This is a genomic window from Vibrio sp. Vb1166 (assembly GCF_033338695.1).
Classification (GTDB): domain Bacteria; phylum Pseudomonadota; class Gammaproteobacteria; order Enterobacterales; family Vibrionaceae; genus Vibrio; species Vibrio alginolyticus.
On the sequence record NZ_JAWOTE010000025.1, the window covers coordinates 41,938 to 57,103 of the forward strand.

Annotated in this window: 16 protein-coding genes; 6 read left to right on the top strand and 10 right to left on the bottom strand. The window is 47.2% G+C overall.

Annotated elements, in window-relative coordinates; translation table 11 throughout:
- Positions 1-27 precede the first annotated feature (27 nt).
- From R7E51_RS19635 to R7E51_RS19650, 4 genes are all read right to left on the bottom strand, one after another.
- Positions 28-1,014, bottom strand: a complete 987-nt coding sequence (locus tag R7E51_RS19635) for a serine/threonine protein kinase (RefSeq protein ID WP_031777274.1) — start codon at positions 1,012-1,014, stop codon at positions 28-30.
- 53 nt (positions 1,015-1,067) lie between these two features.
- Positions 1,068-2,489: a cytochrome c oxidase accessory protein CcoG gene (gene ccoG, locus R7E51_RS19640; RefSeq protein ID WP_017821570.1), complete on the bottom strand. Its 1,422-nt coding sequence runs from the start codon at positions 2,487-2,489 to the stop codon at positions 1,068-1,070.
- 308 nt (positions 2,490-2,797) lie between these two features.
- Complete coding sequence (locus R7E51_RS19645; RefSeq protein WP_017821571.1) at positions 2,798-3,064, bottom strand: YihD family protein; 267 nt, start codon at positions 3,062-3,064, stop codon at positions 2,798-2,800.
- A 166-nt stretch (positions 3,065-3,230) separates the two neighbouring features.
- Complete coding sequence (locus R7E51_RS19650; RefSeq protein ID WP_005379043.1) at positions 3,231-3,398, bottom strand: hypothetical protein; 168 nt, start codon at positions 3,396-3,398, stop codon at positions 3,231-3,233.
- Positions 3,399-3,694: 296 nt separating this feature from the next.
- Between R7E51_RS19650 and R7E51_RS19655 the strand changes: the two genes are divergently transcribed.
- Positions 3,695-4,501, top strand: a complete 807-nt coding sequence (locus tag R7E51_RS19655) for a sporulation protein (RefSeq protein ID WP_005379045.1) — start codon at positions 3,695-3,697, stop codon at positions 4,499-4,501.
- A gap of 70 nt (positions 4,502-4,571) precedes the next feature.
- The gene (trhA, locus tag R7E51_RS19660) at positions 4,572-5,225 is read left to right on the top strand and encodes a PAQR family membrane homeostasis protein TrhA (RefSeq protein ID WP_005386658.1); all 654 of its coding nucleotides are present in this window, start codon (positions 4,572-4,574) and stop codon (positions 5,223-5,225) included.
- 33 nt (positions 5,226-5,258) lie between these two features.
- On the opposite strand, the gene R7E51_RS19665 is transcribed toward trhA, so the two are convergent.
- From R7E51_RS19665 to def, 6 genes are all read right to left on the bottom strand, one after another.
- Complete coding sequence (locus R7E51_RS19665) at positions 5,259-5,843, bottom strand: DUF3157 family protein (RefSeq protein WP_005379050.1); 585 nt, start codon at positions 5,841-5,843, stop codon at positions 5,259-5,261.
- A gap of 26 nt (positions 5,844-5,869) precedes the next feature.
- On the bottom strand, positions 5,870-7,315 hold the full coding sequence (locus R7E51_RS19670; protein WP_005386656.1) for a TrkH family potassium uptake protein: 1,446 nt from the start codon (positions 7,313-7,315) through the stop codon (positions 5,870-5,872).
- A gap of 9 nt (positions 7,316-7,324) precedes the next feature.
- The gene (gene trkA, locus R7E51_RS19675) at positions 7,325-8,701 is read right to left on the bottom strand and encodes a Trk system potassium transporter TrkA (protein WP_005379062.1); all 1,377 of its coding nucleotides are present in this window, start codon (positions 8,699-8,701) and stop codon (positions 7,325-7,327) included.
- A 63-nt stretch (positions 8,702-8,764) separates the two neighbouring features.
- Entirely contained in the window at positions 8,765-10,048 is a 1,284-nt protein-coding gene (rsmB, locus tag R7E51_RS19680; protein WP_206949716.1) for a 16S rRNA (cytosine(967)-C(5))-methyltransferase RsmB, read from the bottom strand.
- A gap of 80 nt (positions 10,049-10,128) precedes the next feature.
- A complete protein-coding gene (fmt, locus tag R7E51_RS19685) occupies positions 10,129-11,076 on the bottom strand; it encodes a methionyl-tRNA formyltransferase (RefSeq protein ID WP_054579447.1) in 948 nt (315 codons plus the stop codon).
- 33 nt (positions 11,077-11,109) lie between these two features.
- On the bottom strand, positions 11,110-11,628 hold the full coding sequence (def, locus tag R7E51_RS19690; RefSeq protein WP_005379068.1) for a peptide deformylase: 519 nt from the start codon (positions 11,626-11,628) through the stop codon (positions 11,110-11,112).
- Positions 11,629-11,766: 138 nt separating this feature from the next.
- Between def and R7E51_RS19695 the strand changes: the two genes are divergently transcribed.
- From R7E51_RS19695 to R7E51_RS19710, 4 genes are all read left to right on the top strand, one after another.
- Positions 11,767-12,861 (top strand): LysM peptidoglycan-binding domain-containing protein, encoded by a 1,095-nt coding sequence (locus R7E51_RS19695; protein ID WP_017821578.1) that lies wholly within the window; start codon positions 11,767-11,769, stop codon positions 12,859-12,861.
- Positions 12,845-13,954 carry a DNA-processing protein DprA gene (dprA, locus tag R7E51_RS19700; protein ID WP_017821579.1) on the top strand — a complete coding sequence of 370 codons (1,110 nt, stop codon included), beginning with the start codon at positions 12,845-12,847 and terminating at the stop codon, positions 13,952-13,954. Before R7E51_RS19695 ends, dprA begins: the two co-directional genes overlap by 17 nt.
- A gap of 2 nt (positions 13,955-13,956) precedes the next feature.
- Positions 13,957-14,436 (top strand): DUF494 family protein, encoded by a 480-nt coding sequence (locus R7E51_RS19705; protein WP_005379074.1) that lies wholly within the window; start codon positions 13,957-13,959, stop codon positions 14,434-14,436.
- A 76-nt stretch (positions 14,437-14,512) separates the two neighbouring features.
- On the top strand, positions 14,513-15,082 hold the full coding sequence (locus tag R7E51_RS19710; RefSeq protein ID WP_017821580.1) for a DNA topoisomerase family protein: 570 nt from the start codon (positions 14,513-14,515) through the stop codon (positions 15,080-15,082).
- The last annotated feature ends 84 nt before the right edge of the window (positions 15,083-15,166 follow it).

The window sequence follows — 15,166 nt, forward strand, 5'->3', positions numbered from 1 at the left end:
TCTCCATTTTTGAATTTTTGGCCTGACTTACCATTGAGGCATTAAAGACAGCGGTGCTTCTTCTAAAGCGGCGATCTGCTCTTTAAATGCAAGGACCTGACCTTCCCAGTATTTTGGCTCATTAAACCATGGAAAAGCGAGAGGAAATGCAGGGTCATGCCAACGTTTTGCTAGCCATGCCATATAGTGCACCATTCGTAGACCGCGAAGTGGCTCGATTAGTTTCAATTCTGCAGGATTAAAGTCGCAAAACTCTTGGTAAGCCTCTAAAACAATATCCAACTGCATCAGTTTGTCTTGGCGTTCACCGTTCAATAGCATCCATAAGTCTTGTACTGCAGGGCCGTTACGAGCGTCATCCAAATCAACAAACATAGGGCCATCTCGCCACAAAATATTGCCTGGGTGGCAATCGCCATGCAAACGAATGATATTGAAGCCTTCTTGCCAGTGGCTTTCAATTGATTTGATCAGCATATCCAAGTCATTGAAGAAGCTGTTCTCCAAGTGCATTGGAATCATATTGGCGTTTTGCAGAATCTCTCTTGGTTGATACAGGTATTCTTGTAAGCCGATCGTAGGGCGATGTTGGAAGGCTTGGCGGCTGCCGACTTTATGGATGCGGCCAAGGAAACGCCCTACACCTTCGAGCTGATCTAAATTGTCAACCTCGTATTGGCGACCACCCACGCTATCAAACAGCGCAAAAGCATAGCCTTGATAGTGATGCAGGGTTTCACCGTTGATGCGCACAGGTGGTGCGACGGGGATCTCATTGCCAATCAGCTCTAAAGTAAAGTCGTGCTCCTCTTGGATCTGTTCATTGCTCCAACGTTCAGGACGGTAAAACTTGACGACATAACGACGACGCTCTTCGTCAGTGAATTGATAAACACGGTTTTCGTAGCTATTGAGGGGAAGAAAGCCTGATTCTGCGCGAACGCCGATGCTTTCTAACGCGTACCACATAAAGTCTGGGGTAAGGGCGTCAAAGTTAAACATACTTTGGGACATATAAACAAAAAGGCTCATTACTGAGCCTTTTTCCGTTAGTCACTGAAGTAGCGCTATAGTTTTTTAATAAAACGGCTTTCTACTTCAATAGTGAATTCGTTGCTCTTATCGGTGAGTATAAACTGAATTGTCGTAATCGCAGAGTTTAGCTTGTCAGGATCGGCACCAAGACTCATTGGCAGGTTCAATACCTCACCTGGCTGGACCTGAATTGTCTGCTTACCATACCAGCTTACATCGGATAGCCCTTCAACATCCAACGAGTACTCTTGCACTTGCTGAGTTTTGTTGATCACCTTGAGGGTGTAGGTGTTTTCTACTTCTCCCGAGCCATTAACGCGGAACAGTTGGTTACGGTCGCGAATAACACTCATGCCGGCTGGGTCTACCGCTGCAATTTGGGCAAAGAAAAGACCGACCATGACGAGTAGTACGGCACCATAGCCTAACAGCTTCGGACGCATGACTTTGGTACTCTTACCCGATAAGCGATGCTCGGTGGTGTAACTAATTAAGCCTTTCTCGTAGCCCATGCGATCCATGGTGTTATCACACGCATCAATACAGGCGCCACAGTTGATACATTCATACTGCAAGCCGTCACGAATATCGATACCTGTTGGGCACACCTGCACACACAAATCACAATCAATACAATCACCCAAACCAAGTTGCTTTGGATCGGCTTTACGCGGACGTGGGCCACGTTTTTCCCCACGTTTTGCATCGTAGCCAACGATGAAGGTGTCTTTATCAAACATGGCAGACTGGAAGCGCGCGTAAGGACACATGTGAATACACATGATGGAACGCATCCAACCAGCATTACCATAGGTACAAATGGCAAAGAACATTACCCAAAAGACGGGCCAGAAGTTGGCGTTAAAGGTGAAAAAGTCGATAACCAATTGCTTCATTGGCACGAAGTAGCCAACAAAAGTAAAACCAGTGGCGAGTGCAATGGCAAACCAAGCTATATGTTTGACGGTTTTACGCATCGCTAAATTCGCCGTCAGCTTATTGGAGTCTTGTTTACGGCGTTTATTGGCACTACCTTCGAGCTTCTCTTCAAACCAGATATACATGAAGGTCCAGACGGTTTGTGGGCAGAGGTAGCCACACCAAACTCGACCTAAGAAGGTGGTAATAAAGAACAACCCAAACGCCGCGATCACAAACAGCAAGGCGAGTAGGGTAAGATCTTGTGGGTACAACGTGGTACCGAAAAAGTTGAACTGCTGGTTGCCAATATCAAGCAAGATCGCTTGACGTTCACCGTAAGGGATCCACGGTATCAAAGCGAAGAGAAGCAGTAAAAACCAACCACCGTAACGACGCAGTTTCTGGTAAGTCCCTTTGCTTTCGCGTACATAGATGCGATTACTTGGGTTGAACCGATCCCCGTTTCCTTTATGGGTTTTGGGATTATAGGTTTTAGGAGTCACATCTTTGATATCGATCTTGTCCTGACTCATGCACTCATCCTTCTTAGGCTTTTATAATGTACGGCGTCATTTCTATTGATGTCGCTCGATGACATTGCTGCTCGTTCCGTCATAAAGATGACCGAACATAATTATTTTAGTAAATACTGATGAACGGCGATTATACAATCAATAACAATTCCGTTTCTTTAACGCAGTCAATGTTTAACAACAAAAATCAGTACAGTTAACCTGATAATTGGCTGAACAGTTATAACCAATTGTGGGACTAAAAACTTTGGTTATAAAAAAGCGACTCACAGAGAGAGTCGCTTAAAGAATACTGGCTGTTGAGCTGGTTATTTGATGATGCCACGAGCGCGTAGGATCGCCGTTTTAAAATCGTCCTCTTGGTCTTTTTTGAGTCCAGGGATCATTTCATCTTTGCTGCTATTACGCATTTTAAGGTGGTAGATCAGTACATCGTCGGTCAGATCTTCTAGCTTTCCTTCATAGCCTGCTTCTTTTGCTAGCTTAACGATGAACTGCAATAGATTCAGCTCTTGATCTTTATGCCATTCAGGCTCTAGTAGCTCAAGCAGCTCTTCAATGCGATGACACTTCATTTCTTTCTCCACAGAATTTATAGGTGTAATTAGCAGTAAAGGTACCAAATTGCTTTGCGAAGACCAAATAGGAAAAACTATCTCTTTCACTGTAGTTCGTTCTAAGTCTTTGAAGCTTTATGAGTCGCGTGCAAAGAAAAAAGCGCAGCTGGCGCCGCGCTTTTGATTAAGCTGCTTTGATAACTTTGGCCGGAACACTCGACATCATTGCTGTCTTCTCAACCAATGTCATTGCTGGCGCAACTTGCTTTGCCTTTGGTGCAGTAGTAAAGCCACTGCGGCGGCGCATTGCACTAGTATTAGTGTGTGCGAACCTGACTGTTGTTGGGCGCATTAATTTACCTAACTGTCAGGCATATCCATTGCCGATGTAATGGCCTGAATCATTATGAGCTAGGCTCCAACAAGATTGAAGAATCACTCTTCTGGCTCTCGCCAATCCAGTTAATGAGTCAGGAATACCGATATGCATGCATATCAAGTGTAAGATTAGCATCCTTGTAATAATTGGTCGATAGTTGAGCAATTGAATTGTTTAGATTTTGTCATTTTGTCGCGATGTTCGAGGCAATTTTTGTTTGATCCCACGATCAGCAGTAGTAGTATGAGATCTCGATGAAGGAGGTGCCTATGTCATTTTTGAAGAAGACACTTGCCAGTTTTGGGATTGGGAGCGCGAAGGTCGACTCAATCTTAAACCAAGACGTGCTATACCCAGGTCAAAGTGTGGATGTGTCAATCCATGTATATGGTGGTGCGACTGAACAAGCGATCGACAACATTGATTTAAAACTCTGTTGCCGCTACATCGCCGAAGCCCCTGATGACCGTGGTGCGCGAGAAGGACACAGCATGCGCCGAGTACCTCAAACTCATGTGCTTGCTAAGTGGAGTCTCCCTTACGCATTTACCATCCATTCCGGCGAAGAGCGTACCTTCGATGTTAAGCTCGATGTGCCTTGGAACACGCCTGTCACCATTGGTGATGCCAAAGTATGGTTAGAAACCGGCTTAGACGTTGCTGCTGCTTTGGATCCGACTGATAAAGACATCCTCACCGTTCGACCTGATCCACTGATGGATGCGGTACTATCTGCATTTGAAGCGCAAGGTTTACGAATTCGCCAGGTGGAATGCGAGGAAGTGAAAGGATTCGATCTACCATTTGTGCAAGAGTTTGAACTGGTGCCAACCGACGGACCTTACCACGGCGTGTGGCGCGAATTAGAATTTGTTGCCCACCGAAGTGAGCAAGAACTCAAGTTATGGTTTGAAGTTGACCGCACACGCAAGGGGCAAGGTGGCATGCTCGCGAGCTTACTGGGTAGTGGCAAACTCAAGCGAGAGCTGACCATCCCTGCCACGACTAAGCCAGATCAAGTTGGCGAACTGGTACTCAATTATCTCGATCAAACTACTGCCGTTCATGAGTCTTAATTTAAGCTTACACGTGTAAGCCTAATGTGCCATACTAGAGCAAATTTCAAACTCTAGTATAGGCGCATTGATGTCCGAGCTGCAGAAACCTCAATACAGTCAACGTGAAGAACTGGCCAATACCATCACCCACGGTATAGGGATGATTTTTGGTATTGTTGGCTTGATACTGCTGTTAGTTAAAGCCATAGACCATCAAGCTGACACTTTAACGCTTACCAGTATGGCGATTTATGGTGCGAGTATTATCGTGCTATTTTTGGCCTCGACGCTCTATCATGCGATCCCTTATCCCAAAGCGAAACGTTGGCTAAAAACCTTCGACCACTGTGCTATTTATCTTTTGATAGCAGGCAGCTATACCCCTTTCTTGTTAGTCAGCTTAAGAACACCTCTAGCATTTGGGTTGATGATCGTTATTTGGAGCATTGCGTTGATCGGCATCATCATGAAAGTTGCGTTCGTCTATCGATTTAAAAAGCTTTCTTTGATGACGTACTTGGTGATGGGATGGTTATCGTTGATTGTGATTTATCAATTAGCTATTAACTTGGATGTCGGCGGACTTACACTGCTTGCTGCTGGTGGAATTGTGTATTCACTAGGGGTAATTTTCTACGTCGCGAAGCGCATTCCCTTTAACCATGCGATTTGGCACGGCTTTGTTTTGGCTGGCTGCGTGTGCCATTTCTTTGCGATTTATTACTTTGTTGAGCCTATCTAGCCGATAGGCTCAACAAAGAATATTAAACACGTATTAGCGAGTTTTTACCTCTAGCACTTTGGCAGAAAACTGGTATTGCTGTGATTGCGGTACAGCCAATTTAATGCTCTTACCTTGTTCCGCTTGCTGTGGTCGCAGGTAGGTATCCGCCATGCGCTTGATGGATTGCCAAACCGTCACGTTTTCTTTTGCCAGTTGCTGACCAGACATATCAAACACTTGCACCTCAACTTCCACTTGAATGACAGATTGAGAGCTTTGGTTAGTGATTGATGTAGGTAAAATAAGCTCACCGCTTTGATAGCTTGCTGAACCAATCAATACATCCACACCTGAATCTGATAGCTGCATGGTTGGCTTTTTGGCGTTTACCACCACGGTCGTGCCAACGGTTTTCGTTACCACTGGAATTGTCGCAATCGCAGGAGCTGCGATTGTTTCAACTACGCTTGCTGTTGTTTGTGTCTCCGTCGCTTGCTGCGCCGGTTTTTTCATGACGTATTCCCAGGTAAAGTCATCGTTCAACTTCACTTCTCGACCATCAGCTAAAGTGATGACCTCGGCGGCGTATGTGGATGAGGCGGCAAGTAGGGTCGCCAGAGTAATCCATGTTTTCATTGTTATACCTTTTAATTAGAGTCTGCTTAGCGGCGCCAAAACGCAGGAAAGAACAGTACAAGAATAGTCAGAATTTCCAAGCGGCCCATTAACATCCCAAAGCTTAAGAGCCATTTGGCAGTATCGGGCAGAGGCGCGAAGTTGCCTGTTGGGCCAATCACACTGCCCATACCAGGGCCAACATTGGCAACGGCGGTGATTGAGCCAGAAATACTGGTCACAGGGTCGAGGCCTAGTGCACTTAAACAACCCGCGATAAAGATAATAGTGATAAAAAACATCAAGCCAAATGCCACCACTGAGCGAACAATATCATCATTCACCGGTCGCTGGTTATAACGCTGTACAAACACCCCTGAAGGGTGAATCAACTTCATCATTTGTTTGTTTAGCAGCGTCATTGCAATTTGGAAGCGGAAGATTTTGATCCCGCCAGACGTTGATCCTGAGCATGCCCCCGCCATCATTAAGAATGCGAAAAGAGTGGTGGGTAATGCGCCCCATGCGGTGAAGTCTTCTAAGCCAAAGCCAGTTGTGGTGACGACAGAGACAATATTAAACATCGACACTCGCAGGGCATCCAAAATGGTGTACCCATCTCGAATCACTAACCAAGCTGAAATCACTAAGCTTGAGAATACGAACAGGTACGCAAATCCTCTAACTTGAGCGTCGTTAACCAACACATCAATACGGCGTTTACGTAACGCGGCGATAAAGAGCAAAAACGGCAAACCACCTAAGAACATAAAGGTAGTGGCCACCCAGTGTGCGCCATTAGAGAAGTGGTTCATTGACCCATCAGATGTAGAGTATCCACCCGTCGATAGCGTAGTAAAGGCATGGTTGATTGCTTCGAACAGGTTCATGCCAGTGACCAAGTAGCCCAAAATACATAAGCCCGTTAGCATTAAATAAACCGCTACGATGTTTTTGGCGACCGTTTTCGCTCTTGGACTACTTTTATCCGACCAATCTGATGATTCGGTTTGGAATAGCTTCATACCACCGACATTCAGCATAGGTAACACTGCTACCGCCATCACGATAAAACCAATGCCACCAAGCCACTGTAAAATAGAGCGCCATAGCAAGATGCTCGGCGCCATGTTGTCTAGGCCACTGAGCACCGTTGAGCCCGTCGTGGTGATACCCGACATCGTTTCGAAGTAGGCGTCGGTGAAGCTGATGTGGTTGATAAACACAAATGGCAAGGCGGCAAACGCACTCGCGATGGTCCAAACCAAACTGGTGATGAGGAACATATCGCGTACGCTGAGTTTGAACTTGGCGGTTCGACCTATCGTTAGGCAGATGAAGGCGGCAAGGTGCGTGATCACAACGGCTTGGGCGAAATCGAGGAATCCCCCCGTACCGGTAAAGAAAGCGACCAAAGTCGGCACGTACATAAACAGGGCCAGTTTGGATAAAACTAGCCCGATAACAAACAGTACGGGACGTAAGTTGACCATAGGAAAATCCTAGAGGAAGAATGGACTCGGCTGGAATAGCGCTTCGACGTCTGATACGTATTTTTTGTTGACCAGGAACATCACCACATGGTCATCCTGCTCGATGACCGTACGGTCGTGGGCAATAAGAACTTCTTCGCCACGAACGATAGCACCAATGGTGGTCCCAGGTGGAAGTTTTATATCTCCAATTGCACGTCCAACCACTTTAGATGTACTTTCATCACCGTGAGCGACGGCTTCAATCGCTTCCGCAGCACCGCGGCGAAGTGAGGACACGTTTACGATATCAGCGCGACGAACGTGCGTTAGCAAGGCTGAAATAGTGGCTTGCTGAGGTGAGATTGCTACATCAATTACGCCGCCTTGTACCAGGTCTACATAAGCGCCACGTTGGATCAGCACCATCACTTTTTTGGCGCCCATGCGTTTTGCCAACATTGCAGACATGATGTTGGTTTCATCTTCGTTGGTCAGCGCGATGAAGACGTCGACTTGGTCGATGTTCTCTTCCGAGAGAAGCTCTTGGTCTGCCGCATCACCGCAGAACACGATGGTGTTTTCTAGTTGCTCAGAGAGCTTTTCTGCACGCTGGTAGTTACGCTCAATCAGCTTCACGCTGTAAGTTTGCTCTAGGCGTTTTGCCAAGCTTGCGCCGATGTTACCCCCGCCAACAATCATGATGCGGCGGTACGGTTTTTCTAGGCGCTGAAGCTCACTCATCACTGAGCGAATGTGGTTGCTTGCGGCGACGAAGAACACTTCATCGTCGGCTTCAATGATGGTGGTACCTTGTGGGCGAATCGGACGGCCTTGACGGAAAATCGCCGCCACACGGGTATCAATGTGCGGCATGTGCTCACGCAAAGCAGACAACGCATTACCCACCAGCGGGCCACCATAGTAGGCTTTCACCGCCACTAGGCTGACTTTCTGTTCAGCAAAGCTCACCACTTGCAGCGCGCCTGGGTATTGGATCAGACGTTCGATGTAGCTCGTGACGAGTTCTTCTGGTGCGATAAGGTGATCAACAGGAATGGCGCCAGATTTAAACAGGGCTTCTTTTTCTGCCAAGTATTCTGGAGAGCGAATACGCGCAACGCGGTTTGGGGTATTGAATAGAGTGAACGCGACCTGACAGGCGGCCATGTTGGTTTCATCAGTGTTGGTTACTGCGACGAGCATATCGGCGTCTTGCGCGCCAGCTTCGTGTAGCACGTCTGGATGGCTCGCATGGCCATTGACCACACGTAGGTCGTATTTGTCCTGCAATTCACGCAGTCGGTCGGCATTATTGTCGACGATGGTGATGTCGTTGTTTTCACCCACTAGGTTTTCTGCCAGTGTGCCGCCAACCTGACCTGCACCAAGAATAATGATCTTCATACTCTTTTCTCGTATCTGAAAAAGGCGATTGAAATCGCTTCAATCGCCCTATTTAGCATGCTGTTACGCGTGTGTTTTAGTTAGCACTGCGTAGTAGAAACCATCCATATCTTCTTCGCCTGGTAGAATTTGACGACCAGGCTGGTCGGGATCAGAATCCAGCAGTTGCGCATCCGCGGTACGTGCTAAAAACGCTTTTACTTGCTCCACGTTTTCTTGCGGTGTGATTGAACAAGTCGCGTAAACCATTGTGCCGCCGGGCTTCAGTTGCGTCCACATGGCATCAAAAATTTCACTTTGCAGCTCTGCTAATGCGGCGATGTCGTCTGCACGACGTAGCCATTTGATGTCTGGGTGACGACGAATCACGCCAGTCGCAGAACATGGGGCATCCAGCAAAATGCGATCAAATTGCTCGCCTTGCCACCATTCTTGTGGATTACGCGCATCACCGCAAACCACTTTTGCCTGAAGGTTGAGACGCTTCAGGTTTTCATGCACACGTTTCAAGCGTGTGTCGTCGCAGTCAATCGCGACCACTTCACTGCCTGACGTGCGCTCTAGAATGTGCGCCGTCTTGCCACCTGGCGCTGCACAGCAATCTAAAATCAGTTCGCCGTCTTGTGGTTTTAGGTAGTTGATCGAGAGCTGCGCCGCCGCATCTTGGACCGAAACCCAACCTTTTTCAAAACCAGGTAGCTTCATCACGTCACATGGCGCGGCCAATTTTATGGCGTCCATTGCTTCTGTGTGTGGCGTGCTATCAATGTTTTCATTTTTGAGCAGCGCAAGGTATTCATTTCGAGTGTGGTGTTGGTGATTTACACGGAGCCACATTGGTGCTTTTTGGTTGTTCGCTTCAACTATGCTTTCCCATTGCTGTGGGTAGGCCTCTTGCAGCAGTTTTAGTAACCAGCTTGGGTGACCGTACTTGCCAGCGTTGTTGCTGACGGCCATTTGGTCGAGTTCTTCTTGGTTGCGCTGGTAGTTACGCAATACAGCGTTAATCAAACCACGCAGACGAGGACCTTTCAGCTCTTTAGTGCCTTCAACCGTTTCACCGACAGCTGCGTGCGCAGGAATGCGCATGAAGCTCAGTTGGTAAATACCAACCAGAATTAGGTGATGGAATACACGTTGTTTGCCTTTTAGCGGCTTATCCATCAATTGGTTTGCGATCATTTCTAGGCGAGGTAGGTAACGTAGCGCACCGTAACAGATCTCTTGTAACAGAGCGTGGTCACGAGGTCGTACCGTTTGTTGAGCCGCTGGAAGAGCGCTTGAAAGTGAGTGGCCCTTGTCGACGACAAGATACAGGACGTTAGCAGCCGCAGCGCGAACATTCATGATGAGTACCTTAAAGTAAAGGAGGGCATCTCTGCCCTCTAAAAGTTCGTATAATTGGGGATAATAACCCCTAGTATGGCTTAAACCAGCAGAGTGCCAACTTCAAACCAAGCCGCACGCGAATTCAGAATATCCTGAACTGACATGGCTTTTTTGCCAGGAACTTGCAGTTGCTCTAGCACCAGTACGCCGTTGCCTGTCGCAACATAAATACCGGTTTTATCTGCTTGTACGATGGTGCCGGCTGGCTTGTCACTGGTTTGCTCTGCCACACGGCTTTGCCATACTTTGATGCTGTTTTCTGCCGCCTCAAAGTGGCTCATTGGCCATGGGTTAAATGCACGAACGCAGCGCTCAATGTGCGCCGCATCGTCGTTCCAGTTGATGCGTGCTTCTTCTTTGCTGAGCTTTTTCGCGTAGTTCGCGAGCTCATCGTCTTGCTTCACTGGCACTGCTTTACCCGCAGCAATGTCTGCTAGGCAGTCAATCAGGGCTTCTGGGCCAAGCTCAGCCAATTTTTCGTACATTGAAGCGCTGGTATCTGTCGCTTCGATTGGCAGAGTTGCAATCTTCAGCATATCACCAGTGTCGAGACCGATGTCCATCTGCATGATGGTCACGCCAGTTTCTGCATCGCCCGCCCAAATAGAGCGTTGGATTGGAGCCGCACCACGCCAACGAGGTAGGATAGAACCATGTACGTTGATACAACCCAGTTTAGGGGTATCAAGAACCGCTTGTGGCAGCAGCATACCGTACGCCACGACAACCATGAGGTCGGCGTTCAGATCGGCAAGTTCTTGTTTGGCTTCGTCGGACTTAAAGCTTTCAGGTTGGTAAACCGGGATATTGTGTTCTAGCGCCAGTTGTTTTACCGGTGGCGCAGCCATTTTTTTGCCACGACCCGCTGGACGATCTGGGTTTGTGTAAACCGCGATGACTTCATGCTCCGAAGACAACAACGCCGCCAAGTGACGGGCGGCGAAATCCGGAGTACCTGCAAAGACAATTCGTAAAGACTGACTCAAGGTAGACTTCCTTCTAATTGGTATGGTTCGAGATTAAGCGTTTTGCTGCTTCTCGTTAAAGCGTTTGATTTTTGCTAGCTTGTCCTGAATGCGTTTGCGTTTCAGTGGCGATAGGTAATCCACGAACAGCTTACCTTGTAGGTGATCAAGCTCGTGTTGAACACAAATCGCTAGCAGGTCGTCGGCTTCAAAGGTGAACTCTTTGCCATCACGATCCAGTGCTTTAACGGTAACTTCTGCAGCGCGAGGCACAAGTGCGCGTGCACCTGGTACCGACAGACAGCCTTCTTCGATGCCATCTTCGCCACGCTTTTCCAGAATCTCAGGGTTGATTAGCACCATCGGCTCATCGCGAGTTTCTGAAATATCAATCACTACGATACGTTTGTGGATATCAACCTGCGTTGCAGCAAGGCCAATACCTTCTTCGTCGTACATGGTTTCAATCATGTCATCGACGATTTTTTGAATCTCAGGTGTCACCGCTTCAACAGGCTTTGCGACTGTGCGCAGGCGATCATCCGGGAATGTTAATACTTGTAATACAGACATATTCACTCGAAATATTGAACTGTGCCGAAACAGCACAAACCTTGTTGGCTCAATTCTAGACATTTTATAGCCTAAATGACAGCATCCTTGCACCAATTTCCATTCTGGTTCCTGCTTAATAGACCAAGGACGAGGGTCATGAATCGAATTTTCCGCAACGTTGCCAGTGTTACGTTGCCGTTACTTTTCTCTTTCAACGCTGTAGCAAATGTGGATGCGAACCCACTGACTGTTAAAGATGATGCGCCACAAACATATGTAGTTGTGAAGGGCGATACGCTATGGGATATTTCGGCCATGTACTTAGATAGCCCGTGGTTGTGGCCTCGTTTATGGCAAGTAAACCCGGAAATCGATAACCCTCATTTAATTTATCCCGGTGACAAGCTGTCTTTGGTGTGGATTAACGGTCAGCCCGTGTTGAGCCTAAAACCGGTTAAGAAGCTGAGCCCGAAAGCTCGCATCACAGAAAAGAAAGCCGTACCAACGGTCGCGGAAGGTTTGGTGATGCCTTACCTTAAATCGGATCGGTTGCTAGATAAAGATTCGTTGAACAGAGCAGCAAAAGTGATGGGTAGCAGCAAAGGCAGTAAGTATCTGACTGCAGAAGATGTGCTGTATATCAATGGCAATCAGACCGCGACAGGTTGGGCTATTTACCGACCAGTAGCTACCTTTTCGCGTGACGATGTGTCCGAAGAGATTACCGCGCTGCGTTTGATTGCCAAAGGCGAGCTCGTTGAAGCTTCGAGTGATTATTCAGGTTTGAAGCTTACATCGCAAATGCAAGAAATCCTACGTAACGATATCGCGTTGCCAAATCAATCGGTTGAGAATACTGACTTCACGACTACGTTCTATCCGCTGCCGTCGCCACAAGGCAGTTCTGCAAAGTTGCTAGGTAATATCGAAGGTATTCGCTTTAGTTCAACTAACCAAGTCGTGGTGATTGATAAAGGCACGTCAGACAATCTGAAGCAAGGCAGTGTGTTTGATTTAAAAGAAGACGCGCACCCAGTTTACAAAGACGGCGATGAGTTCAAGAAAGAGTTTGGCGTGCTTGATAAGAAAATCACTTTGCCTCAAAGCAAAGTTGGTGAGTTGCTGGTCATTCGTCCTTATGAGTACTTTAGCTTGGCACTGATCACTAACAGTACGAAACCCATTAACCAAGATATTTCGGTGGTGTCACCGTTGGCGGACGAATTAACCATCGATGAATCGACGAAATAACGATGATCTCGCTGCCTGGTTAAAACTGAGTTGTTTACCAGGCATTGGCGGCGTCAAAATGAACAAGCTACTGGCAAGAGACACGCCACGTAACATCGTAAACTTCTCTCCTGAACAGCTACAACAACTTGGGTTAACAACTAAGCAAATTCAAGCTTGGGCTTCAACAGATAAAGAAGTCGATGCTTGTTTAAGCTGGCTTGAGGCTTCTACAAATCATCATATCCTGACACTGACTGACCCGCGTTATCCACCTCAACTCAAACAAATCGTTGCACCGCCACCTCTACTTTTTGTTCAAGGAAACCCTACTTGTCTCTCTCAGCCACAAATCGCGATGGTTGGCAGTCGAAATGCGAGTATTGATGGATTACAGCATGCACGTCAGTTTGCTGCAGAGTTTGTTCAGCACGATTTTATTGTCACCAGTGGTCTCGCTTTAGGCATTGATGGTCATGCGCATGATGGTGCGTTGCAAGCGGGTGGTAAGACGATTGCGGTGCTAGGATCTGGTTTAGCAAATATTTATCCAGCACGTCATCGTAGTTTAGCGCAACGTGTTATTGAACACGGGGCTTTGGTGTCTGAGTTTCGGCCTAATGCCAAGCCGCGCCCAGAAAACTTCCCGCGTCGTAATCGTATTATTAGTGGATTATCGCTTGGTGTACTGGTCGTCGAGGCGGCGAAAAAGAGCGGCTCGTTAATTACAGCTCGTTACGCGCTTGAGCAAGGTCGAGAAGTATTTGCGCTGCCAGCGTCAATCAATGCCCCCAATGCCTGCGGTGGAAACCAGTTGATACGTCATGGCGCTTGCCTCGTAGAAAAGACGAAAGATGTCTTAGATGAAATACAGTCCTTGCTTGATTGGTCTATTAATCAGAGTACCGATTTATTTTCTACGTTAAATGATGAAGAAGAATTGCCATTTCCTCAGCTGTTAGCTAACGTAGGAAGTGAAGCTACACCGGTTGATATTCTTGCAAACAGGACCAATATACCTGTCCAAGAAGTCATGATGCAGCTCTTAGAGTTAGAACTCTCTGGGCATGTCGTTGCGGTTTCAGGTGGCTATATTCGAAAGGGGAGGGGCTAGCTATGATGATGGATATACTGATGTATCTATTCGAAACCTACATCCATAGCGATGCAGAGTTACAGGTCGAACAAGACGAGTTGGAAGAAGAATTGCTCCGTGCAGGCTTCCAACAAAAAGATATCTACAAAGCCCTTGTCTGGTTAGAAGAGCTTGCCGCATTGCAGCAAAGTGACACCTCTTCTGCAATCTCGACTTGCATGGCTTCGTCATCAACTCGTATCTACACAGCGAAAGAGATGCAGCGTTTAGATTTGGAATGCCGAGGATTTCTATTGTTTCTCGAGCAAATCAATGTGTTAACCACAGAAACTCGCGAAATGGTGATTGACCGAGTGATGGGATTAGAAACGAGTGAGTTTGAGCTTGAAGACCTCAAATGGATCATTCTGATGGTGCTGTTTAATGTGCCTGGCAACGAAAACGCTTACACGCTAATGGAAGAGCTGTTGTACACCAAGGAACAAGGGATTCTTCACTAACCATCTGGGCAAGTTCGAGTTTAGCCAGAATAAACGCGAGCTTGTCTTTTTGTGTGTTTTTCACGAAACGGTAAGTATGAGTAGTAAAATCGACAACACCCTTTTCTCTGCCCATGAACACGCTTTGGAGCACGAGCCGTGTCCAAAATGTGGTGGTGAGCTGACTCTCAAGCACGGAAAACATGGCCCATTTCTCGGCTGTAACCATTACCCAAGCTGTGATTACATTAAACCGCTACACAGCAATGATGGTCACATCGTGAAAGAGTTGGGTGTGCCTTGTCCTGAGTGTGGCAATGAGTTGGTTCTCCGCCAAGGGCGCTACGGTATGTTCGTTGGTTGTAGCCATTACCCGGCTTGTCATCATATTGAGTCGATTAATCAACCAGAGCCAGAGGCGCAGTCACAAGAGCAACACGCTTGCCCTGAATGTGGCAAAGGACATTTGGTTGAGCGTAAAACCCGATTTGGCAAAACATTCTACGCGTGTGATAACTACCCTAAATGCAAATTTGCTGTGAACCTTGCTCCGGTCAAGGGGCGATGCGAAGAATGTGGTTTTACTTTGTTGGTGGAGAAGAAACTCGCCAGTGGTGTGAAATTGCAATGTGCCAACCGTAAGTGCCAGCACACCCAACAAGGGTAAATACATCAATGACCCGTCCTGATATGGGTTGACACTTTTTAACTAAAACGCTCGATGTACTTCATCGGGCGTTTTGTATTTTAA

What these genes read in the sequence shown, in the direction of transcription:
- R7E51_RS19635 (WP_031777274.1), bottom strand. Translation starts at nt 1,014, where the DNA reads ATGTCCCAAAGTATGTTTAACTTTGACGCCCTTACCCCAGACTTTATG.
- ccoG (WP_017821570.1), bottom strand. Translation starts at nt 2,489, where the DNA reads ATGAGTCAGGACAAGATCGATATCAAAGATGTGACTCCTAAAACCTAT.
- R7E51_RS19645 (WP_017821571.1), bottom strand. Translation starts at nt 3,064, where the DNA reads ATGAAGTGTCATCGCATTGAAGAGCTGCTTGAGCTACTAGAGCCTGAA.
- R7E51_RS19650 (WP_005379043.1), bottom strand. Translation starts at nt 3,398, where the DNA reads ATGCGCCCAACAACAGTCAGGTTCGCACACACTAATACTAGTGCAATG.
- R7E51_RS19655 (WP_005379045.1), top strand. Translation starts at nt 3,695, where the DNA reads ATGTCATTTTTGAAGAAGACACTTGCCAGTTTTGGGATTGGGAGCGCG.
- trhA (WP_005386658.1), top strand. Translation starts at nt 4,572, where the DNA reads ATGTCCGAGCTGCAGAAACCTCAATACAGTCAACGTGAAGAACTGGCC.
- R7E51_RS19665 (WP_005379050.1), bottom strand. Translation starts at nt 5,843, where the DNA reads ATGAAAACATGGATTACTCTGGCGACCCTACTTGCCGCCTCATCCACA.
- R7E51_RS19670 (WP_005386656.1), bottom strand. Translation starts at nt 7,315, where the DNA reads ATGGTCAACTTACGTCCCGTACTGTTTGTTATCGGGCTAGTTTTATCC.
- trkA (WP_005379062.1), bottom strand. Translation starts at nt 8,701, where the DNA reads ATGAAGATCATTATTCTTGGTGCAGGTCAGGTTGGCGGCACACTGGCA.
- rsmB (WP_206949716.1), bottom strand. Translation starts at nt 10,048, where the DNA reads ATGAATGTTCGCGCTGCGGCTGCTAACGTCCTGTATCTTGTCGTCGAC.
- def (WP_005379068.1), bottom strand. Translation starts at nt 11,628, where the DNA reads ATGTCTGTATTACAAGTATTAACATTCCCGGATGATCGCCTGCGCACA.
- R7E51_RS19695 (WP_017821578.1), top strand. Translation starts at nt 11,767, where the DNA reads ATGAATCGAATTTTCCGCAACGTTGCCAGTGTTACGTTGCCGTTACTT.
- dprA (WP_017821579.1), top strand. Translation starts at nt 12,845, where the DNA reads ATGAATCGACGAAATAACGATGATCTCGCTGCCTGGTTAAAACTGAGT.
- R7E51_RS19705 (WP_005379074.1), top strand. Translation starts at nt 13,957, where the DNA reads ATGATGATGGATATACTGATGTATCTATTCGAAACCTACATCCATAGC.
- R7E51_RS19710 (WP_017821580.1), top strand. Translation starts at nt 14,513, where the DNA reads ATGAGTAGTAAAATCGACAACACCCTTTTCTCTGCCCATGAACACGCT.